Source organism: Catellatospora sp. NPDC049609 (genome assembly GCF_040675365.1).
Classification (GTDB): Bacteria; Actinomycetota; Actinomycetes; order Mycobacteriales; family Micromonosporaceae; genus Catellatospora.
Window position 1 is genome coordinate 33,689 of record NZ_JBFAOU010000014.1, and the last position, 14,802, is coordinate 48,490.

Below are 14,802 nucleotides of genomic sequence, written 5' to 3' on the forward strand. Positions count from 1 at the left end.
GACCGGGGTGCCGTCTCGGACGCCGAGACGTCATTTGCGGCGCCCGCCGAATTCACGACCGTCAGCGCCGCCGCATTACGTGCGACAGGGTGCCCGAATCACGTCGCACTGCACTAGGGTGGCCCGAGCACAATGCGACGGACACGGGAGGCCCCATGACTGGAATCGATCGGCATCGGCTTTCCTTCGGCGCCGCGGCCGACACCTATCAGCGGGCCCGCCCCACCTACCCGGTGGAAGCGCTGACCTGGGCGATCGGCGAGGCACCGGGCCGCGTCGTCGACCTCGGCGCGGGCACCGGCCAGCTCACCCGGGTGGCGCTCGCCGCCGGCTTCGAGGTGACCCCGGTGGAGCCGGACCCGGGTATGCGCGCCGCGCTCGACGCGGCGACCCCCGGGACCACCGCGCGGGAGGGCTCCGCCGAGTCGGTCCCACTGCCCGACGGGTACGCCGACGCGGTAGTCGTGGGCACCGCGTACCACTGGTTCGACCCGGCGCGCGCGCATCCGGAGATCGCCCGGGTGCTGCGGCCGGGCGGGGTCTTCGCGCCGATGCGCAACGACCGCGACACCGGCGTCGCGTGGCTGGCCCGCCTGGAGGAGATCATCGGCTCGGCGCACTACCGGCAGGAGGAGCCGGCACCGCTCGCCGACGTCGACTTCGGCCCGCTGTTCGGCCCGCCCGAGTGGGCCGAGTTCCGGCACAGCGTCGTCCAGACCCCGCAGGGCCTGCTCGACCTCGTCACCACCCGGTCGTGGTATCTGGTCTCCCCCGAGACCGAGCAGCGGCGGCTCGCCGCGGCCGTCCGCGAGCTGGTCGCCACGCACCCCGACCTGGCCGGCCGGGACGGCTTCGCGCTGCCGTACGTCACCACGGTCTGCCGGGCGGCGCGGCGCTAGACGTTGCGCTCGTACACCATCCGCAGCCCGATCAGGGTGATCATCGGCTCGTGGTGGGTGATGGTCCGGCACTCGCCGATGACGACCGGCGCCAGCCCACCCGTGCCGATGACCGCGGTGACCCCGCCCAGCTCCTCGATCATGCGGGTGACCACGCCGTCGACCTGCCCGGCGAAGCCGTAGACCACACCGGACTGCAGGCACTCGACGGTGTTCTTGCCGATGATGCGGGCGGGCTTGACCAGCTCCACCTTGCGCAGCTGGGCGGCGCGGGAGGCCAGCGCCTCGACCGAGATCTCGATCCCCGGGGCGAGCACGCCGCCGAGGAACTCCCCGCGGGCGCTGATCGCGTCGAAGTTCGTCGAGGTGCCGAAGTCGACGACGATGGCCGGGCCGCCGTAGAGGGTGTGCGCCGCCAGCGTGTTGACCACGCGGTCGGCGCCGACCTCCTTGGGGTTGTCGATGGCGAGCTGCACGCCCGTGCGCACGCCCGGCTCCACGATCACGGCCGGCAGGCCGGCGTAGTAGCGGTTGAGCATGGTGCGCAGCGAGCGCAGCGCGGCCGGGACCGTCGAGCACGCCGCCACGCCGGTGATCTCGACGTTGTCCCCGGCCAGCAGGCCGCGGAACATCAGGCCGAGCTCGTCGGCGGTGTTGCGGGCGTCGGTCTTGACCCGCCACGAGTGCACGATCTGCTCGCCCTCGAAGGTGGCGAGCACCGTGTTGGTGTTACCGATGTCGATACAGAGCAGCACCGGGCGTCTACTTCCGCGCTCGGAGGTCCAGGGCGATGTCCACGATAGGCGACGAGTGGGTCAGCGCCCCCACCGAGAGGTAGTCGACGCCGGTGGCCGCGTACTCGGCCGCTACCTCCAGGGTCAGCCCGCCGGTGGCCTCCAGCTCCGCCCGCTCGCCGACCGCCGCGACGACCTCGCGCAGCAGCTGCGGCGACATGTTGTCGCACAGCAGGAAGGTCGCCCCGGCCGTCACCGCCTCCTGCGCCTCGGCCAGCGTGGTGACCTCCACCTGCACCGGCACGTCCGGGAAGGTGGACCGCACCAGGTCGTACGCCGCGGTGACCGAGCCGGCGGCGAGCTTGTGGTTGTCCTTGATCATGGCCACGTCGTAGAGGCCCATGCGCTTGTTGGTGCCGCCCGCGGCGCGCACCGCGTACTTCTCGAGGGGCCGCAGGCCGGGCGTGGTCTTGCGGGTGTCCAGCACCAGCGCCTTCGTGCCGGCGAGCCGCTCCACCCAGCGGCGGGTGTGAGTGGCCACCCCCGACATCCGGCACAGCAGGTTGAGCGCGGTCCGCTCGGCCGACAGCAGGGTGCGGGTGGGCCCGGTGACGGTGGCCAGCACGTCGCCGCGCGCGACGGTGTCGCCGTCCTGCACGTGCACGGTCACCTCGGCACCGGGCCCGGCCAGCTCGAACACCAGCTCCGCGACGGCCAGCCCGGCGATGACACCGGACTCCCGGGCGATCAGGTCAGCCGTGTCCACCTGGTGCTCGGGGATCGTCGCCACGCCGGTCACGTCGAGCCGGTCCGGCCCGAGGTCCTCGCGCAGCGCGTTCGCCACGATCCGCTGCACCTCGTCCGGGTCCAACCCGGCCTTGGCCAGCTGTGCCTGCGTCGCGTCCCTCATGCCATCGCCTCCCACGTCCCGTTCATGGTCCCGTCGGCGGACAGCGCCGGGAACAGGTGCCCCCGCCAGTCCGCGACCGCCTCCGGATGATCCTCCCGCCAGTGGCACCCGCGCGTCTCGACGCGCAGCGACGCCGCCGCGACCAGCGCCTGGGCGACGGTCAGCAGGTTGGCGAACTCCCAGCCCGCGGTGCGGCCCGGCAGCGGCGGCGTGCCGACCTCGCGCAGCACGGCGGCCGTCTGCGCCAGCGTCTCGGCGCTGCGCAGCACGCCCGCGCCCCGGGTCATCGCGCGCTGCAGCGCCCGCCGCCGGGCGGCCAGCTCGTCGGGGTCCGGCGCGCCCGCCGGGACGTTCCCGCCGGGTGTCCACGCCAGACCCCCGGCCTCCCCGGCCGACGGCGCGCCTGACGCGGCGCGCTCCCGCTCGCCGCGGGTCGCGTCGTCCCGCGGCTCCTCCCCCGGTGCGGTGGACCGGTCGTCCAGCACCGGGTCGGCCTGCGGGGGCAGCTCGCGGGCGATGTCGGCGGCGATGCGGCGGGCGAAGACCAGGCCCTCCAGCAGCGAGTTCGAGGCCAGGCGGTTGGCGCCGTGCACGCCGGTGCAGGCCACCTCACCGCAGGCGTACAGGCCGGGGATGCTGGTGCGGCCGTCCAGGTCGGTGCGCACCCCGCCGGACGCGTAGTGCGCCGCCGGCGCCACCGGGATCAGATCGACGGTCGGGTCCACGCCCGCGGCCAGGCAGTACGCCGTGATGGTCGGGAACCGGTGGGCCAGGTCGGGCACGTGCCGGGCGTCGAGGTAGACGTGGTCGGTGCCGGACGCCAGCATCTGCCGGTGGATGCCCTTGGCCACCACGTCGCGCGGCGCCAGCTCGGCCAGCTCGTGCTGGCCCACCATGAACCGCTTGCCGTCCCCGTCGACCAGGTGGGCGCCCTCGCCCCGCAGCGCCTCGCTGACCAGCGGCTGCTGCGCGGTGCGGTTGCCGGGCAGGTAGAGCGAGGTGGGGTGGAACTGGACGAACTCCAGGTCGGTCACGTCGGCTCCGGCGCGCAGCGCCAGCGCGACGCCGTCGCCGGTGGACACGACCGGGTTGGTGGTCGCCGCGAAGATCTGGCCCAGCCCGCCGGTGGCCAGCACCACGGCCCGGGCCAGGACCGCGCCGACGCCGTCCTCGGTGCCCTCGCCGAGCACGTGCAGCGTCACGCCGCAGGCCCGGCCGGCGGCGTCGCACAGCAGGTCCAGCACCAGCGCGTGCTCCACCAGGCGGATCCAGGGGTCGCGGCGCACCGCGGCGTGCAGCGCGCGCTGCACCTCGGCGCCGGTGGCGTCACCGCCCGCGTGCACGATGCGGTTGGCGTGGTGGCCGCCCTCGCGGGTCAGCATCAGCGTGCCGTCGGCGTGCCGGTCGAACTCGGCGCCCATCTTGATCAGCTCGCGGACCCGGGCCGGGCCCTCGGTCACCAGCACGTCCACCGCGGCCGGATCGCACAGGCCGACCCCGGCGACCAGGGTGTCCTGGGCGTGGGCGGCCGGGGTGTCCAGCGGGTCCAGCACCGCGGCGATGCCGCCCTGGGCCCACCGGGTGGAGCCGTCGTCGATGTTGACCTTGGTGACCACGGTGACGTGCAGGCCCGCCTCACGCAGGTGCAGTGCCGCGGTCAGCCCGGCGATGCCGGACCCGATCACGACCACGTCGGTGGGCTCGAACCAGCTCGCGGGCCGGGCGGGCAACGCCCGCGGCGACACCGGGAGCTCAACCGGGACTGTCAACGCCTTGCGCACCAGCACAGTCAACCCCGCCGCAGCCCGCCGTTCACCCCCGACCCCACGTGATGCCCCTCACCGGCGTACGACACAGGTGAGGGGCAGGGGCTCAGTTGAGCGGCAGGACCTTGGTGCCGCCGCCCTTGAGCGACTTGGTGAGCTTGCGCTTGTCGAGCCAGAGGTGGCAGCTCACATGGTGGTTGCCGGCGTCCCAGTCCTCCCGGGACGGCCAGTCCCAGATCAGGCCGGTGCGGTAGCGCATCTGGCCGTCGTCGGGCACCTTCACGTATTTGGCGACCAGGCTGCGGCACTTGGTGATGATCTTGTTGCGCATGCTGTTCAGGCTGGTGAAGGGCGTGTTGCCCGCGTCCCACACCCCGACGAACTCGGCGTTGTGCGTCTTGTTGCAGGCGATCGCGGCCAGCCGCTTGGTGTACTGGTAGCAGCCGAACTCCAGCGGGGACGCCCCGGCGAACTCGCCCTTCAGCGAGCCGGTGCGCGCCGCCGCGTCGCCGTAGCGGCCGTCCAGCGCCGCCAGCTCGCAGCGGTACCAGCGCGCGCCGCCGGTCCAGGCCGCGGCGGACGGCACCGACACGCCGATCCAGACCGCGCCGCTGGACCAGGGCCCACCCAGGTGCGTGGTCGACCGCTTGGCGCAGTCGGCCCAGGCGGCCCGCATGTCCGGCGAGCCCTCGGTCGGCGGCGTGGACCGCTCGGCCGCCGCGCCGGCGAACTCGACGACCGCGACCGTCTCGTAGGAGTGGGTCTTGTCGCAGCTCACCGGGTCGTACGACGAGCGGTAGCTGGCCGCCGTGAACCGGTTGGCGCAGGCGCCCTCCTCGGGCTGCCAGATCTGCGGCTCCGCCATCGCCGGCCACTGGTTGACGAGGTTTCCGTCGGCCCCGGGCGGCAGCTGGGCGCCGCACCCCGATGCGGCCAGCAGCGTCGCCGCCGCCAGCACCAACCCGACCGCCGTACGGCCGATCACCTTACGCATGACGCTCCCCGCGGTACGCAGAACATGAGCCGGGAGCATATTTCATGTCCGCACCCGGTGCCGGGCGCGGGATCGACCCGCACGATCAGCTCGGGATGCCCTTGCCCGCCGTGCCCTTGGCCGAGCCGGACATCTTCTTCGTCTCCAGCCACAGGTAGCAGCGCACCCCGCGGTCGCCCGCCGCCCAGGTGGCGCGGCTGTAGGGCCACGAGATCACGCCGAACTTCGTGGTCGCGCTCTTGGCCATGCCGATGAAGTCGGCCATCACCTTGCGGCAGTTGTCGTGGAAGTAGTCCCAGTCCGCGTCGCTCTGCGGGTACTTGCGGCCGGCCGCCGCGACGAAGGTGCCGACGTACTCGGCGTTGTGCGGCTTGGCGCAGTCGGTCTCGGGCATGCTCTGCACCGACCCGTTCTTGCCCGTCTCGGCGAAGCAGCCGAGCAGCAGCTCGGCCGGCAGCCCGCCGCGCAGGCTGCCCTTGCGCTGCATCCAGTCGGCGTCGTCGGTGACCGTGGTCAGCTCGTTCAGCTCGCACCGGTACCACCGGGCGCCGCCCTGCCACGCGGCCGATGACGGCAGCGTGAGCTCCAGGGTCAGCCGCCCGTCGCGCCACTGGCGGCCGACGAAGGCGGTGGCCCGCTCGTCGCACTCGGCGAAGGCGGGCGCGACCGAGGCGTCGTCGGGCTCCGGCGGGGTCGCCAGCTCCGAGGCCGCGCCGGTCAGCTCGCCGACGTACACCGTCTCGCCGTAGTGCGGCAGCTCGCAGTCGACCGGGCGGTACGCCGTGGCGCGGCCGGTCCGCTCGTACGTGCTGTCGTGGCAGACCTCGGCGCTCGGGGTGAACACCTTGGCCGCGGGCAGGGCCGCCCAGTCGTCGGCGAGCCGGCCGTCCACACCGGGCGCGGACGAGCCGCAACCGCTGAGCGCCGTCGCCAGTGCGCAGGCAGCCGCACCGGCGGTGATCCACCGCCTCCACGCCATGTGTCCGCCCCTCCCACGTCGCCGGCGACTCTCCCGGACATCCGCCGTGACGGATCTCCGAGGACTCCTCACCGGTGCCCGGTCCGCCCGGGAGCCTAACCGAACAAGGGCGTACGCGACACCGGAGCTGTCGACCATCTACCAGGCCGGCAGGCCCTTGCCCCCGGTCCCCTTCGCCGACTTCTTGAGGGTCTTGCTGCCGAACCACATCCAGCAGCGGACCTGGCGGTCACCCTCGGCCCAGTTGTCCGACCCGAGCGGGAACGAGACCACGCCCCAGCGCCGGGCGGTCGCGACGGAGGTGCCCAGGAACTTCGCGACCAGCTCGTAGCACCCGCGGTGGATGACGTCCCACTGCCGCTCGGACGCCGGGTAGGCGGTGCCCTCGGCCGCCCGGTACAGCCCGACGAACTCGGCGTTGTGCGCGGTGCCGCAGGGCACGGTGGCCATGTCGTTGCGGGTGACCCGCTTCTGGTCGTACTTCTCGCAGCCGGAGCGGATGTTCGCCGGGATCCCGTCCTTCAGGCTGCCGGTGCGCTTGACCCAGTTCGAGCCGCCGCTGACCGAGCTGACCTCGAGCACGTCGCAGCGGAACCAGCGGGCGCCGCCGTCCCACGCGGCGTCGGTCGGCGCGGCGATGCGCAGGAAGAGCAGGCCGTCCCACCACGGCCGCCCGATGTACTCCTTCGCCCCCACGTCGCACTCCGCGTACGCGGCGGCGTAGGCCTTCGCGCCGCGGGTCGCGCCCTCGGGGAACCGGCCGACGTGGACGGTCTCGGCGTAGTGCAGCACCGAGCAGTCCACGGACAGGTCGGTGTAGCGCCCCGTGCCCTGGGTGACCACGTCCAGGCACTTGCCGGCGTCCGGCACGTACCCCTCCACCTGGGCGACCTTCACCCAGTCGTCGGTCAGGTCCCGGTCCACCGCGTCCGGCAGCTCGGCCGCGCAGCCGGCCAGGGCCAGGTTCGTGAGCAGCGCGACCAGCACCGTGCCGACCGTCGGACGTCCCCGCATCGTCTCCCCCAAGGTCGTAAAGACCGGGCGAGCCTAAACACCGGACGGCGCGGCGCGGATCGTCCTAACGGACGACCGGTCGGCGCGACGGCTCAGAAGTTCGGCAGGCCCCGGCCCTTGGTGCCGCGCGCCGACTTCTTCATCGTCTTCGTGTCGAACCAGATCGCGCAGCGTACGCGGCGGTCGCCGGCCTTCCAGCTCGCGGAGCCGCTCGTGCTGGCGATGGTGGCGAACCGGCCCGCCTGGCTCGACCCGACTCCCACGAACTTCGCGACCAGCGTCCGGCACTGGCGGTGCAGCACGCCCCACTGCCGGTCGGAGGCCGGGTACGCCGTGGTGGCGGAGGCCCGGAACGCGCCGACCCACTCGGCGTTGTGCGCCGCGGTGCAGGCGACCTCGGGCATCTCGGTGATGGTGCGGCCTTTCTTCTTCGCCGACACGCACCCGACCAGCAGCGCGGCCGGGATCCCCTCCTTCAGGCGGCCCTGGCGGCCCAGCCAGACGCCGTCCTTGCTCGCGTCGAAGACCTCGACCACGTCGCAGCGGAACCAGCGCGCCCCGCCCGCCCAGGCGGCCTCGGTGGGCACCGTGACGTAGAGCTGGGTACGGGCCTCCCACCAGAAGCGGCCCAGGTACCCCTTGGACTTCGCGTCGCACTCGGTGTACGCGGCGGCCAGCTGCGCCGGACCGGGCCTGGCGTCGGTCGTGAACGCGCCGACATGGACCACCTCGCCGTAGTGGTTGGCCGTGCAGGCGATCTCGTCGAGGACCGACGCCCGGTTCGGGTAGTGCCCCGGCCGGCTGGCGATGCAGATCCCGGCCTCCGGCACGTACCCCTCGACCTGGGCCGGCTTCGCCCAGTCGTCGGTGAGCAGCCGGTCCACCCCGGCCGGCGGCTCGGGTGTGCACCCGGCCAGCGCCAGAGCCGCCAGCAGCACCGCCGCCATTACGCCGGCCGTCGACCGTCCCCGCATCGGCGTTCCTCCCCGTGTCACGAACCCCGGGGGAGCCTAGAGGATCTTGAGCGTGGCGGGATCGCCCGAACGGACGGTCAGCGGCTCAGCGTGAGGTCGCCGCGTACCACGTCGCCGACCATGCCGGCCACCGCCTCGGCCGGGTCCGCGCCCAGCGAGATGATCCGGTTGCGCTCGTCGACGTGCACCACGCGCGGGGTGTACGAGCGCGCCGTCGCCTCGTCGGCCTGCGCGTACGAGATGAGGATGACCAGGTCGCCCGGCTGGACCAGGTGCGCCGCGGCGCCGTTGATGCCGATCACGCCGGAGCCCCGCTCGCCGGGGATGACGTACGTCTCCAGGCGCGCGCCGTTGGTCACGTCCACGATCGCCACCTGCTCGCCCGGCAGCAGGTCCGCGGCTTCCATCAGCTCCTCGTCGATGGTGACCGAGCCCACGTAGTGCAGGTCGGCCTGGGTCACCGTGGCACGGTGGATCTTCGACTTGAACATGGTGCGCAGGAACATCAGTTCTCCTCGGACTGCGGCGCGGACGCCTCGCTCGCGGCGAGGTCTACGGGCAGGTTGTCGATGAGCCGGGTGGTGCCGACCCGGGCCGCGACCAGCAGCCGGGCCGGGCCGCCCGGCGGGTCCTCGCTCAGGTCGGTGCCGCGCAGCGCGAGGTAGTCCACGTCCAGGCCGGTCAGCTCGGCCGTCGCGGCGGCCAGCACCTCGGCCGGGGTGTGCCGGGCGGCGCCCGCGCGCAGCGCCCGGCTCAGGGCCAGCGCGGTCGCGCGCTCGGCGTCGCTCAGGTAGCGGTTGCGGCTGGACAGGGCCAGGCCGTCGGGCTCGCGCACCGTCGGCACGCCGACGATCTCCACGTCGAGCTCCAGATCGCGGACCATCGCCCGGATGAGCGTGAGCTGCTGGTAGTCCTTCTCCCCGAAGAACGCCGCATCCGGGCGGGTGAGCCGGAGCAGCTTGTTGACCACGGTCAGCACGCCCGCGAAGTGCCCGGGGCGCACGGCGCCCTCCAGCACCGCGCCCAGCGGGCCCGGGTGCACCGTGACCTCGGGCTGCCCGTGCGGGTACATCACCTCAGGCGTGGGCGCGAACACCAGGTCGACGCCCTCGCTCGCGCAGATCGCCAGGTCGGCGTCGAAGGTGCGCGGGTAGCGGGCCAGGTCCTCGTTCGGGCCGAACTGCAGCGGGTTCACGAAGATCGTGGCGAGCACGAAGTCGGCGTGCTTGCGGGCCTCCCGCAGCAGCGTGGCGTGCCCCTCGTGCAGCGCGCCCATGGTCATCACGACCGCGACCGAGCCGTGCGCGGCGGCACGCGCCGCGGCCAGCTCCGCGCGGGTCCGCACCACCGCGGTCACTTCGCCGCCTCGCCGACGTGCCCGGCGCCGTTCTCGGGGGACTCGACGTGGCCGGCGTCACCGGTGGAGTCGGCCAGCACGCCCAGCAGCGGCTCGGCGTCCACCGCGCGCAGCCGCCCGTTCGCGATCGCCCGGTCGGCGGTGCGCCGGGCCAGCGCCACGTACGCGGCCAGCGAGTCGGGGGCGGTGCGGGACAGCTCCCGCACGTGCCGGGCGACCGTGCCCGCGTCGCCGCGCGACACCGGGCCGGTGATCGCGGCGTCGCCCATCCGCAGCGCGTTCTCCAGCGCCGCCGTCAGCAGCGGGCCGAGCACCTTCTCCGGGCTCAGCACACCCGCGTCGCGCAGCCGGTCGGCCGCCTCGTTGACGAGGGTGACCAGGTGGTTCGCCCCGTGCGCCAGGCCCGCGTGGTAGAGCGCGCGCCGGTCCTCGGCGATCCACTCCGGCGCGCCGCCCAGGTCGGCGACGAGCGCGCAGGCCAGCTCGCGTACGTCGGCATCGGCGGCGGTGACGCCGTACGAGATGCCGGGCAGCCGGTCCAGGTCGGCGGGGGTGCCGGTGAAGGTCATCGCCGGGTGCAGCGCGAGCGGCCGGGCGCCGACCGCGACGGCCGGAGCCAGCACGGCCAGCCCGTGCGCGCCCGAGGTGTGCGCCACGACCTGCCCCGGGCGCAGCGCGCCGGTGGCGGCCAGGCCGGTCACCACACCCGCCAGGGCGTCGTCCGGCACGGCGACGATCAGCAGATCGGTCGCGGCGCGCGCCACCTCGTCGGCGGGAAGATTCTGCGCACCCGGCAGCAGGGTGCGGATGCGGTGCTTGGCGGCGGCGGAGACGCCCGAGGCCGCGACGACACGGTGCCCGGCGGCCTCCAGGGCGGCGGCGAGAACCGCGCCTACCCGGCCCGCGCCGATCACACCGACGGTGAGCTCAGCACTCATCTGACGATCCAGTCCTCTTCTTCGGGGTACCGGTCGCCGCAAGTATGCGCCCGGCTGCGGATCGCGGGACAGGGACTGTGCGAAACCGCACTGCCGCAGAAAGTTCACCTGAGCCACAACGACCGGGGCACCCGGCGCCACGTCCCGCAGGCGCCGCCTGTGGCCCTCGTCTCGCCCGTTCAGCGTGGCGGCAACCCGCGTCCGGAGACCGGTGCGGGCGGCCGGTGAGCGCCCCTCGCGGACCGTAGATTCGGCAGGGCAACCACCGGAACGACGGAGAGTGAAACCGCACCCATGCGATGGCGGGACGCGATGCGAACGGCGCTCTACGGCCCGGACGGCTTCTTCGTCCGCGAGCGGCCCGCGGACCACTTCCGGACCAGCGCCCACTCGTCCCACTTCGCGCGGGCGATCGGGACGCTGATGGTGGACGTCGACCGGGCGCTCGGCTCGCCCGAGGTCTTCGACCTGGTGGACGTCGGCGCGGGCCGGGGTGAGCTGCTGTCCGGCGTGCTGGCCGCGCTGCCGGACGAGCTCCGGGCGCGGACCCGCGCGATCGGCGTCGAGGTGTCACCGCGCGGCGACACCACCTCGCCCGGGATAGCGTGGCGCGCCGAGCTCCCGCGCGGGCTGACCGGGCTGCTGCTGGCCACCGAGTGGCTGGACAACGTGCCGCTGGACCTCGCCCGCGACGGCTCGTACCTGGACACCGACCTGCACGCCTGCGGCCCGCTCGACGCGGCAGACGCGGCCTGGGTGGAGCGGTGGTGGCCCGCCCCGCCCGGCGAGATCGCCGAGATCGGGCGCAGCCGGGACGAGGCCTGGGCGGACGCGGTCGGCGCGCTGGACGCCGGGCTCGCGCTCGCCGTCGACTACGGCCACCAGCTCGGCGCGCGGCCGCCGCTGCCCACCGCCACCGGCTTCCGGGACGGGCGCGAGGTCGTGCCCGCCTTCGACGGCACGACCGACATCACCTGCCACGTCGCGATCGACTCCGCGGCCGCCGCGGCCGGCGAAGACCATCTGCTGGTACGCCAGCGCGAAGCCCTGCACCGCCTCGGCCTGGACGGCGCCCGCCCGCCGCTGACCCTCGCCTCGACCGACCCGGCCGCCTACCTGCGCGCGCTCGCCGCAGCGAGCGAGCTGGCCGAGCTCACCACCCCCGCCGGCCTCGGCAGCCACTGGTGGCTCCTCCACTGGACCGCCCTCAACCCACGCACGATCCCTCTCCTCCACCCCTCCGATGACCTCCGCAGCCGGTGAAGATCGCTGTTTCCGGTCACAACCCATGGTCAGACTGCGGTTCGTGGCACCGAACAGCGATCTTCGCGCCGTCTCGAAGCCTCGAGTCGGAGGAAGCGGTTTCGTAGCGGGCGTGAGGGTTAGGAAGGTGCCCTTCCTCTACGTATTGCGTTAAGAAGGTGCCCTTCCTTTCGCTGGGGGCGGGGGCGGGGGCGGGGATACGGCTTACGATGGCGCGCATGGCGGATGCGGGTACGCGGGAGCTGACGGTCGGCGCGGGCGCGGGGGCACAGCAGCTCGGCACCGACATGGTGCTGAACATCGGTCCGCAGCATCCGTCGACGCACGGCGTGCTGCGGCTGCGCCTGGTGCTCGACGGCGAGAAGGTGATCTCCGCCGAGCCGATCGTGGGCTACATGCACCGCGGCGCGGAGAAGCTGTTCGAGGTGCGCGACTACCGGCAGCTGCTGGTGCTGACCAACCGGCACGACTGGCTCAGCGCGTTCAGCAACGAGCTCGGCGCGGCGATGGCCGTGGAGCGGCTGATGGGCCTGGAGGTGCCCGAGCGCGCGGTCTGGCTGCGCACCGCGATGGCGGAGCTGAACCGGGTGCTCAACCACCTGATGTTCCTCGGCTCGTACCCGCTGGAGATCGGCGCGATCACGCCGATGTTCTACGCGTTCCGCGAGCGCGAGGTGCTGCAGGCGGTGATGGAGGAGGCCTCCGGCGGCCGCATGCACTACATGTTCAACCGCGTCGGCGGGCTGAAGGAGGAGGTCCCGGCCGGCTGGACGCGGCGCGCCCGGGAGGCGATCGACCTGGTCACCTCGCGCATGACGATGCTGGACGACCTGATCCGGCGCAACGACATCTTCCTGGCCCGCACCGTCGGCGTCGGCGTGCTCACCGCCGCGCAGGCGGCCGCGTACGGCGCCTCGGGCCCCGTGGCGCGGGCCAGCGGCCTGGACTTCGACCTGCGCCGCGACGAGCCCTACCTGGCCTACGGCGAGCTGGACGTCCCGGTCGTCACCAAGACCGCCGGCGACTGCCACGCCCGGTTCGAGGTGCTGCTCGACCAGGCGTACGTCTCGCTGGACCTGGCCCGGCAGTGCCTGGACCGGGTCGACCGGATCACCGGACCGGTCAACGTACGCCTGCCGAAGGTGGTCAAGGCCCCCGAGGGCCACACCTACGCCTGGACCGAGAACCCGCTCGGCGTCAACGGCTACTACCTGGTGTCGAAGGGCGACAAGACGCCGTGGCGGATGAAGCTGCGCACCGCGTCGTACGCCAACGTGCAGGCGCTGTCGACGCTGCTGCCCGGCACCCTCGTGCCGGACCTGATCGCCATCCTGGGCTCGATGTTCTTCGTCGTCGGCGACGTCGACAAGTAGCCCTGCCATGATCGAAGCTCCGCGCACGCCGGTGGAGCGGCGCGGACGGAGCTTCGATCAGCAATCCGGATCAGCGGTAGCGGCGGTCGTAGTCGCGATCCCGGTCACGGTCCCGCTCGCGGTCCCGGTCACGGCCCCGGTCGTCCTCGTAGTCCGACCAGCGCTGCTCGCGGTCGGACCCGCTCAGCGCCCGCGGCTCGCGCCGCTCCTGCTCGCGCAGCGGGAAGCCGCCGCGCGTGTCCTCGGCCGGCTCGTCGTCGAAGAAGCTGCTGGGCCGGTTGTCCTCGCGGCGCACCGCCGCCCACCGGTCCTCGATCCGCAGCTCGGTGCCGGACGAGTCGCTGTGCAGCGCGGCCCGGCGCTCGCCCATGCGCACCTCGCGACCGCGGTCGTCGCTGCGCACGGTGGCCCAGCGGTCCCCGGCGCGCACGCCCGGCCGGTCGTCGTCGTCGCGCTCGGACCAGCGGCCCTCGATCGCGTCGGCGGCCCGGCGCGGCCTCCGCTCGTCGTCGCGGTCGCGGTCGTGGCGGGAACCCCAGCTGTCGCCGCCGGAGACCGGCTCGTTCGCGTCCCGGCGGCGCTCCAGCTGCTCGCGCAGCCGCTGCTCGGTCCAGGACTCCTCGTGCACATCCCGCTCGCGGCGCTCCTCGTGCGCGTCGCGCTCGCGGCGCTCCGAGCGTGAACGCCGCCCCTCGCCGCGCGGGGCCTCGGCGCGCTGGCCGTAGTCCGCGTCGCGGCCGCGGTCGAAGCCGGCGGCCGCGGCGCTGACGGGGCTGCCGTACAGGCCGGCGCCGCGCGGGCTGTCCTCGCCGTGCGGGTCGACGATGGTGTGCCGGGTGGTCACCTGCACCGTCTCGGTGTGCCGGACGACGCCGGGCGGCACCCCGACCCGGCCGCCGTGCGGCGCGGGCTGGTGCGGAGCCGGCGACGGCGTACCGCGGCCGGCCGCCGGGACCGCCGCGTGGCCGCCGCGGGCCGCCTCGGCCCGGACCGCTTCGAGCTGCGCCCGCGTCGCCTCCAGCTCGTGCCGCGTGGCCTCGAGCTGGTCGGCCAGGTACTGGAACTTCTCGCCGAACGCGCGGTGGGTGGCGTGGGCGGCGGTCGAGATGTCGTCGCGGACGTCGGCCCGGACGGTGTCGATCTCGTCGAGGATCATGTCCTCGAGCTCCAGCCGCACGGTCTCGGTGTCGCGACGCAGCGTGATCGACAGGCCGATCAGGATCACCGACAGGATGACCACCCCGATCGCGGCCCGCAGGGCGAACCCGCCATCGGCGATGAACAGGAACAACGCGGCCAGCGGGGCGAGCCCGACGCCGCCCCAGAACAGCACCGGAAGCAGGCGCGCGTGGCGCTGTTCATCGCGAGTGTCCGAGTTCGGCATGTTGCTAGAGGCTACCGACAGTTGCCGTCGAGGGGAATGCTCTACCGCCCTGAAATGCGAGAACCTCTGCTTCGGAGAGCGCCGCCGACCCACCCTGAACAGGTGCGTGACCCAGCGCGGCCGCCCCAGCCCCAGCATCGGCGCCCGCCGTGCCGGTAATCGACGAACTCTCTTCACGGGGTGTTCAACGAACACCCGCCCGTTTCGCCCGACTCAC

At 73.6% G+C, this 14,802-nt stretch carries 14 protein-coding genes; 3 read left to right on the forward strand and 11 right to left on the reverse strand.

What is annotated here, in order from left to right; translation table 11 throughout:
* The first annotated feature begins 155 nt into the window (after positions 1-155).
* On the forward strand, positions 156-899 hold the full coding sequence (locus AB0J67_RS06560) for a class I SAM-dependent methyltransferase (protein ID WP_363476967.1): 744 nt from the start codon (positions 156-158) through the stop codon (positions 897-899).
* On the opposite strand, the gene AB0J67_RS06565 is transcribed toward AB0J67_RS06560, so the two are convergent.
* The 10 genes from AB0J67_RS06565 to AB0J67_RS06610 form a co-directional block, all read right to left on the reverse strand.
* Positions 896-1,654 carry a type III pantothenate kinase gene (locus tag AB0J67_RS06565; protein ID WP_363476970.1) on the reverse strand — a complete coding sequence of 253 codons (759 nt, stop codon included), beginning with the start codon at positions 1,652-1,654 and terminating at the stop codon, positions 896-898. The two genes, AB0J67_RS06560 and AB0J67_RS06565, sit on opposite strands and share 4 nt — an antisense overlap.
* 7 nt (positions 1,655-1,661) lie before the next feature.
* Positions 1,662-2,543, reverse strand: a complete 882-nt coding sequence (gene nadC / locus AB0J67_RS06570; RefSeq protein ID WP_363476973.1) for a carboxylating nicotinate-nucleotide diphosphorylase — start codon at positions 2,541-2,543, stop codon at positions 1,662-1,664.
* Complete coding sequence (locus AB0J67_RS06575; RefSeq protein WP_363476976.1) at positions 2,540-4,312, reverse strand: L-aspartate oxidase; 1,773 nt, start codon at positions 4,310-4,312, stop codon at positions 2,540-2,542. Before AB0J67_RS06575 ends, nadC begins: the two co-directional genes overlap by 4 nt.
* A 103-nt stretch (positions 4,313-4,415) precedes the next feature.
* Positions 4,416-5,303, reverse strand: coding sequence for a septum formation family protein (locus AB0J67_RS06580; protein ID WP_363476979.1), 888 nt, complete (start codon positions 5,301-5,303; stop codon positions 4,416-4,418).
* Between the two features lie 85 nt (positions 5,304-5,388).
* Positions 5,389-6,282, reverse strand: a complete 894-nt coding sequence (locus tag AB0J67_RS06585) for a septum formation family protein (RefSeq protein WP_363476982.1) — start codon at positions 6,280-6,282, stop codon at positions 5,389-5,391.
* Between the two features lie 138 nt (positions 6,283-6,420).
* The gene (locus AB0J67_RS06590; protein ID WP_363476985.1) at positions 6,421-7,296 is read right to left on the reverse strand and encodes a septum formation family protein; all 876 of its coding nucleotides are present in this window, start codon (positions 7,294-7,296) and stop codon (positions 6,421-6,423) included.
* A gap of 92 nt (positions 7,297-7,388) precedes the next feature.
* Entirely contained in the window at positions 7,389-8,270 is an 882-nt protein-coding gene (locus AB0J67_RS06595) for a septum formation family protein (RefSeq protein WP_363476988.1), read from the reverse strand.
* A 77-nt stretch (positions 8,271-8,347) separates the two neighbouring features.
* Positions 8,348-8,776 carry an aspartate 1-decarboxylase gene (panD, locus tag AB0J67_RS06600; protein WP_363476991.1) on the reverse strand — a complete coding sequence of 143 codons (429 nt, stop codon included), beginning with the start codon at positions 8,774-8,776 and terminating at the stop codon, positions 8,348-8,350.
* Positions 8,776-9,627, reverse strand: a complete 852-nt coding sequence (gene panC / locus AB0J67_RS06605; protein WP_363476994.1) for a pantoate--beta-alanine ligase — start codon at positions 9,625-9,627, stop codon at positions 8,776-8,778. Before panC ends, panD begins: the two co-directional genes overlap by 1 nt.
* Positions 9,624-10,565, reverse strand: a complete 942-nt coding sequence (locus tag AB0J67_RS06610; protein ID WP_363476997.1) for a DUF2520 domain-containing protein — start codon at positions 10,563-10,565, stop codon at positions 9,624-9,626. Before AB0J67_RS06610 ends, panC begins: the two co-directional genes overlap by 4 nt.
* A gap of 312 nt (positions 10,566-10,877) precedes the next feature.
* Here AB0J67_RS06610 and AB0J67_RS06615 point away from each other — a divergent pair, with 312 nt between their 5' ends.
* Together AB0J67_RS06615 and AB0J67_RS06620 are read left to right on the forward strand one after the other, a co-directional pair.
* Positions 10,878-11,828, forward strand: coding sequence for an SAM-dependent methyltransferase (locus AB0J67_RS06615; protein ID WP_363477000.1), 951 nt, complete (start codon positions 10,878-10,880; stop codon positions 11,826-11,828).
* Between the two features lie 218 nt (positions 11,829-12,046).
* Positions 12,047-13,201, forward strand: coding sequence for an NADH-quinone oxidoreductase subunit D (locus AB0J67_RS06620; protein ID WP_363477003.1), 1,155 nt, complete (start codon positions 12,047-12,049; stop codon positions 13,199-13,201).
* 70 nt (positions 13,202-13,271) lie between these two features.
* Here AB0J67_RS06620 and AB0J67_RS06625 read toward each other — a convergent pair whose 3' ends face one another.
* Positions 13,272-14,585 carry a hypothetical protein gene (locus tag AB0J67_RS06625; RefSeq protein WP_363477006.1) on the reverse strand — a complete coding sequence of 438 codons (1,314 nt, stop codon included), beginning with the start codon at positions 14,583-14,585 and terminating at the stop codon, positions 13,272-13,274.
* Positions 14,586-14,802 lie beyond the last annotated feature (217 nt).

Coding starts and splice junctions, on each gene's coding strand:
- AB0J67_RS06615 (WP_363477000.1), top strand. CDS start 10,878: ATGCGAACGGCGCTCTACGGCCCGGACGGCTTCTTCGTCCGCGAGCGG.
- AB0J67_RS06595 (WP_363476988.1), bottom strand. CDS start 8,270: ATGCGGGGACGGTCGACGGCCGGCGTAATGGCGGCGGTGCTGCTGGCG.
- nadC (WP_363476973.1), bottom strand. CDS start 2,543: ATGAGGGACGCGACGCAGGCACAGCTGGCCAAGGCCGGGTTGGACCCG.
- AB0J67_RS06620 (WP_363477003.1), top strand. CDS start 12,047: ATGGCGGATGCGGGTACGCGGGAGCTGACGGTCGGCGCGGGCGCGGGG.
- panD (WP_363476991.1), bottom strand. CDS start 8,776: ATGTTCCTGCGCACCATGTTCAAGTCGAAGATCCACCGTGCCACGGTG.
- AB0J67_RS06580 (WP_363476979.1), bottom strand. CDS start 5,303: ATGCGTAAGGTGATCGGCCGTACGGCGGTCGGGTTGGTGCTGGCGGCG.
- AB0J67_RS06585 (WP_363476982.1), bottom strand. CDS start 6,282: ATGGCGTGGAGGCGGTGGATCACCGCCGGTGCGGCTGCCTGCGCACTG.
- AB0J67_RS06590 (WP_363476985.1), bottom strand. CDS start 7,296: ATGCGGGGACGTCCGACGGTCGGCACGGTGCTGGTCGCGCTGCTCACG.
- AB0J67_RS06610 (WP_363476997.1), bottom strand. CDS start 10,565: ATGAGTGCTGAGCTCACCGTCGGTGTGATCGGCGCGGGCCGGGTAGGC.
- AB0J67_RS06560 (WP_363476967.1), top strand. CDS start 156: ATGACTGGAATCGATCGGCATCGGCTTTCCTTCGGCGCCGCGGCCGAC.
- AB0J67_RS06625 (WP_363477006.1), bottom strand. CDS start 14,585: ATGCCGAACTCGGACACTCGCGATGAACAGCGCCACGCGCGCCTGCTT.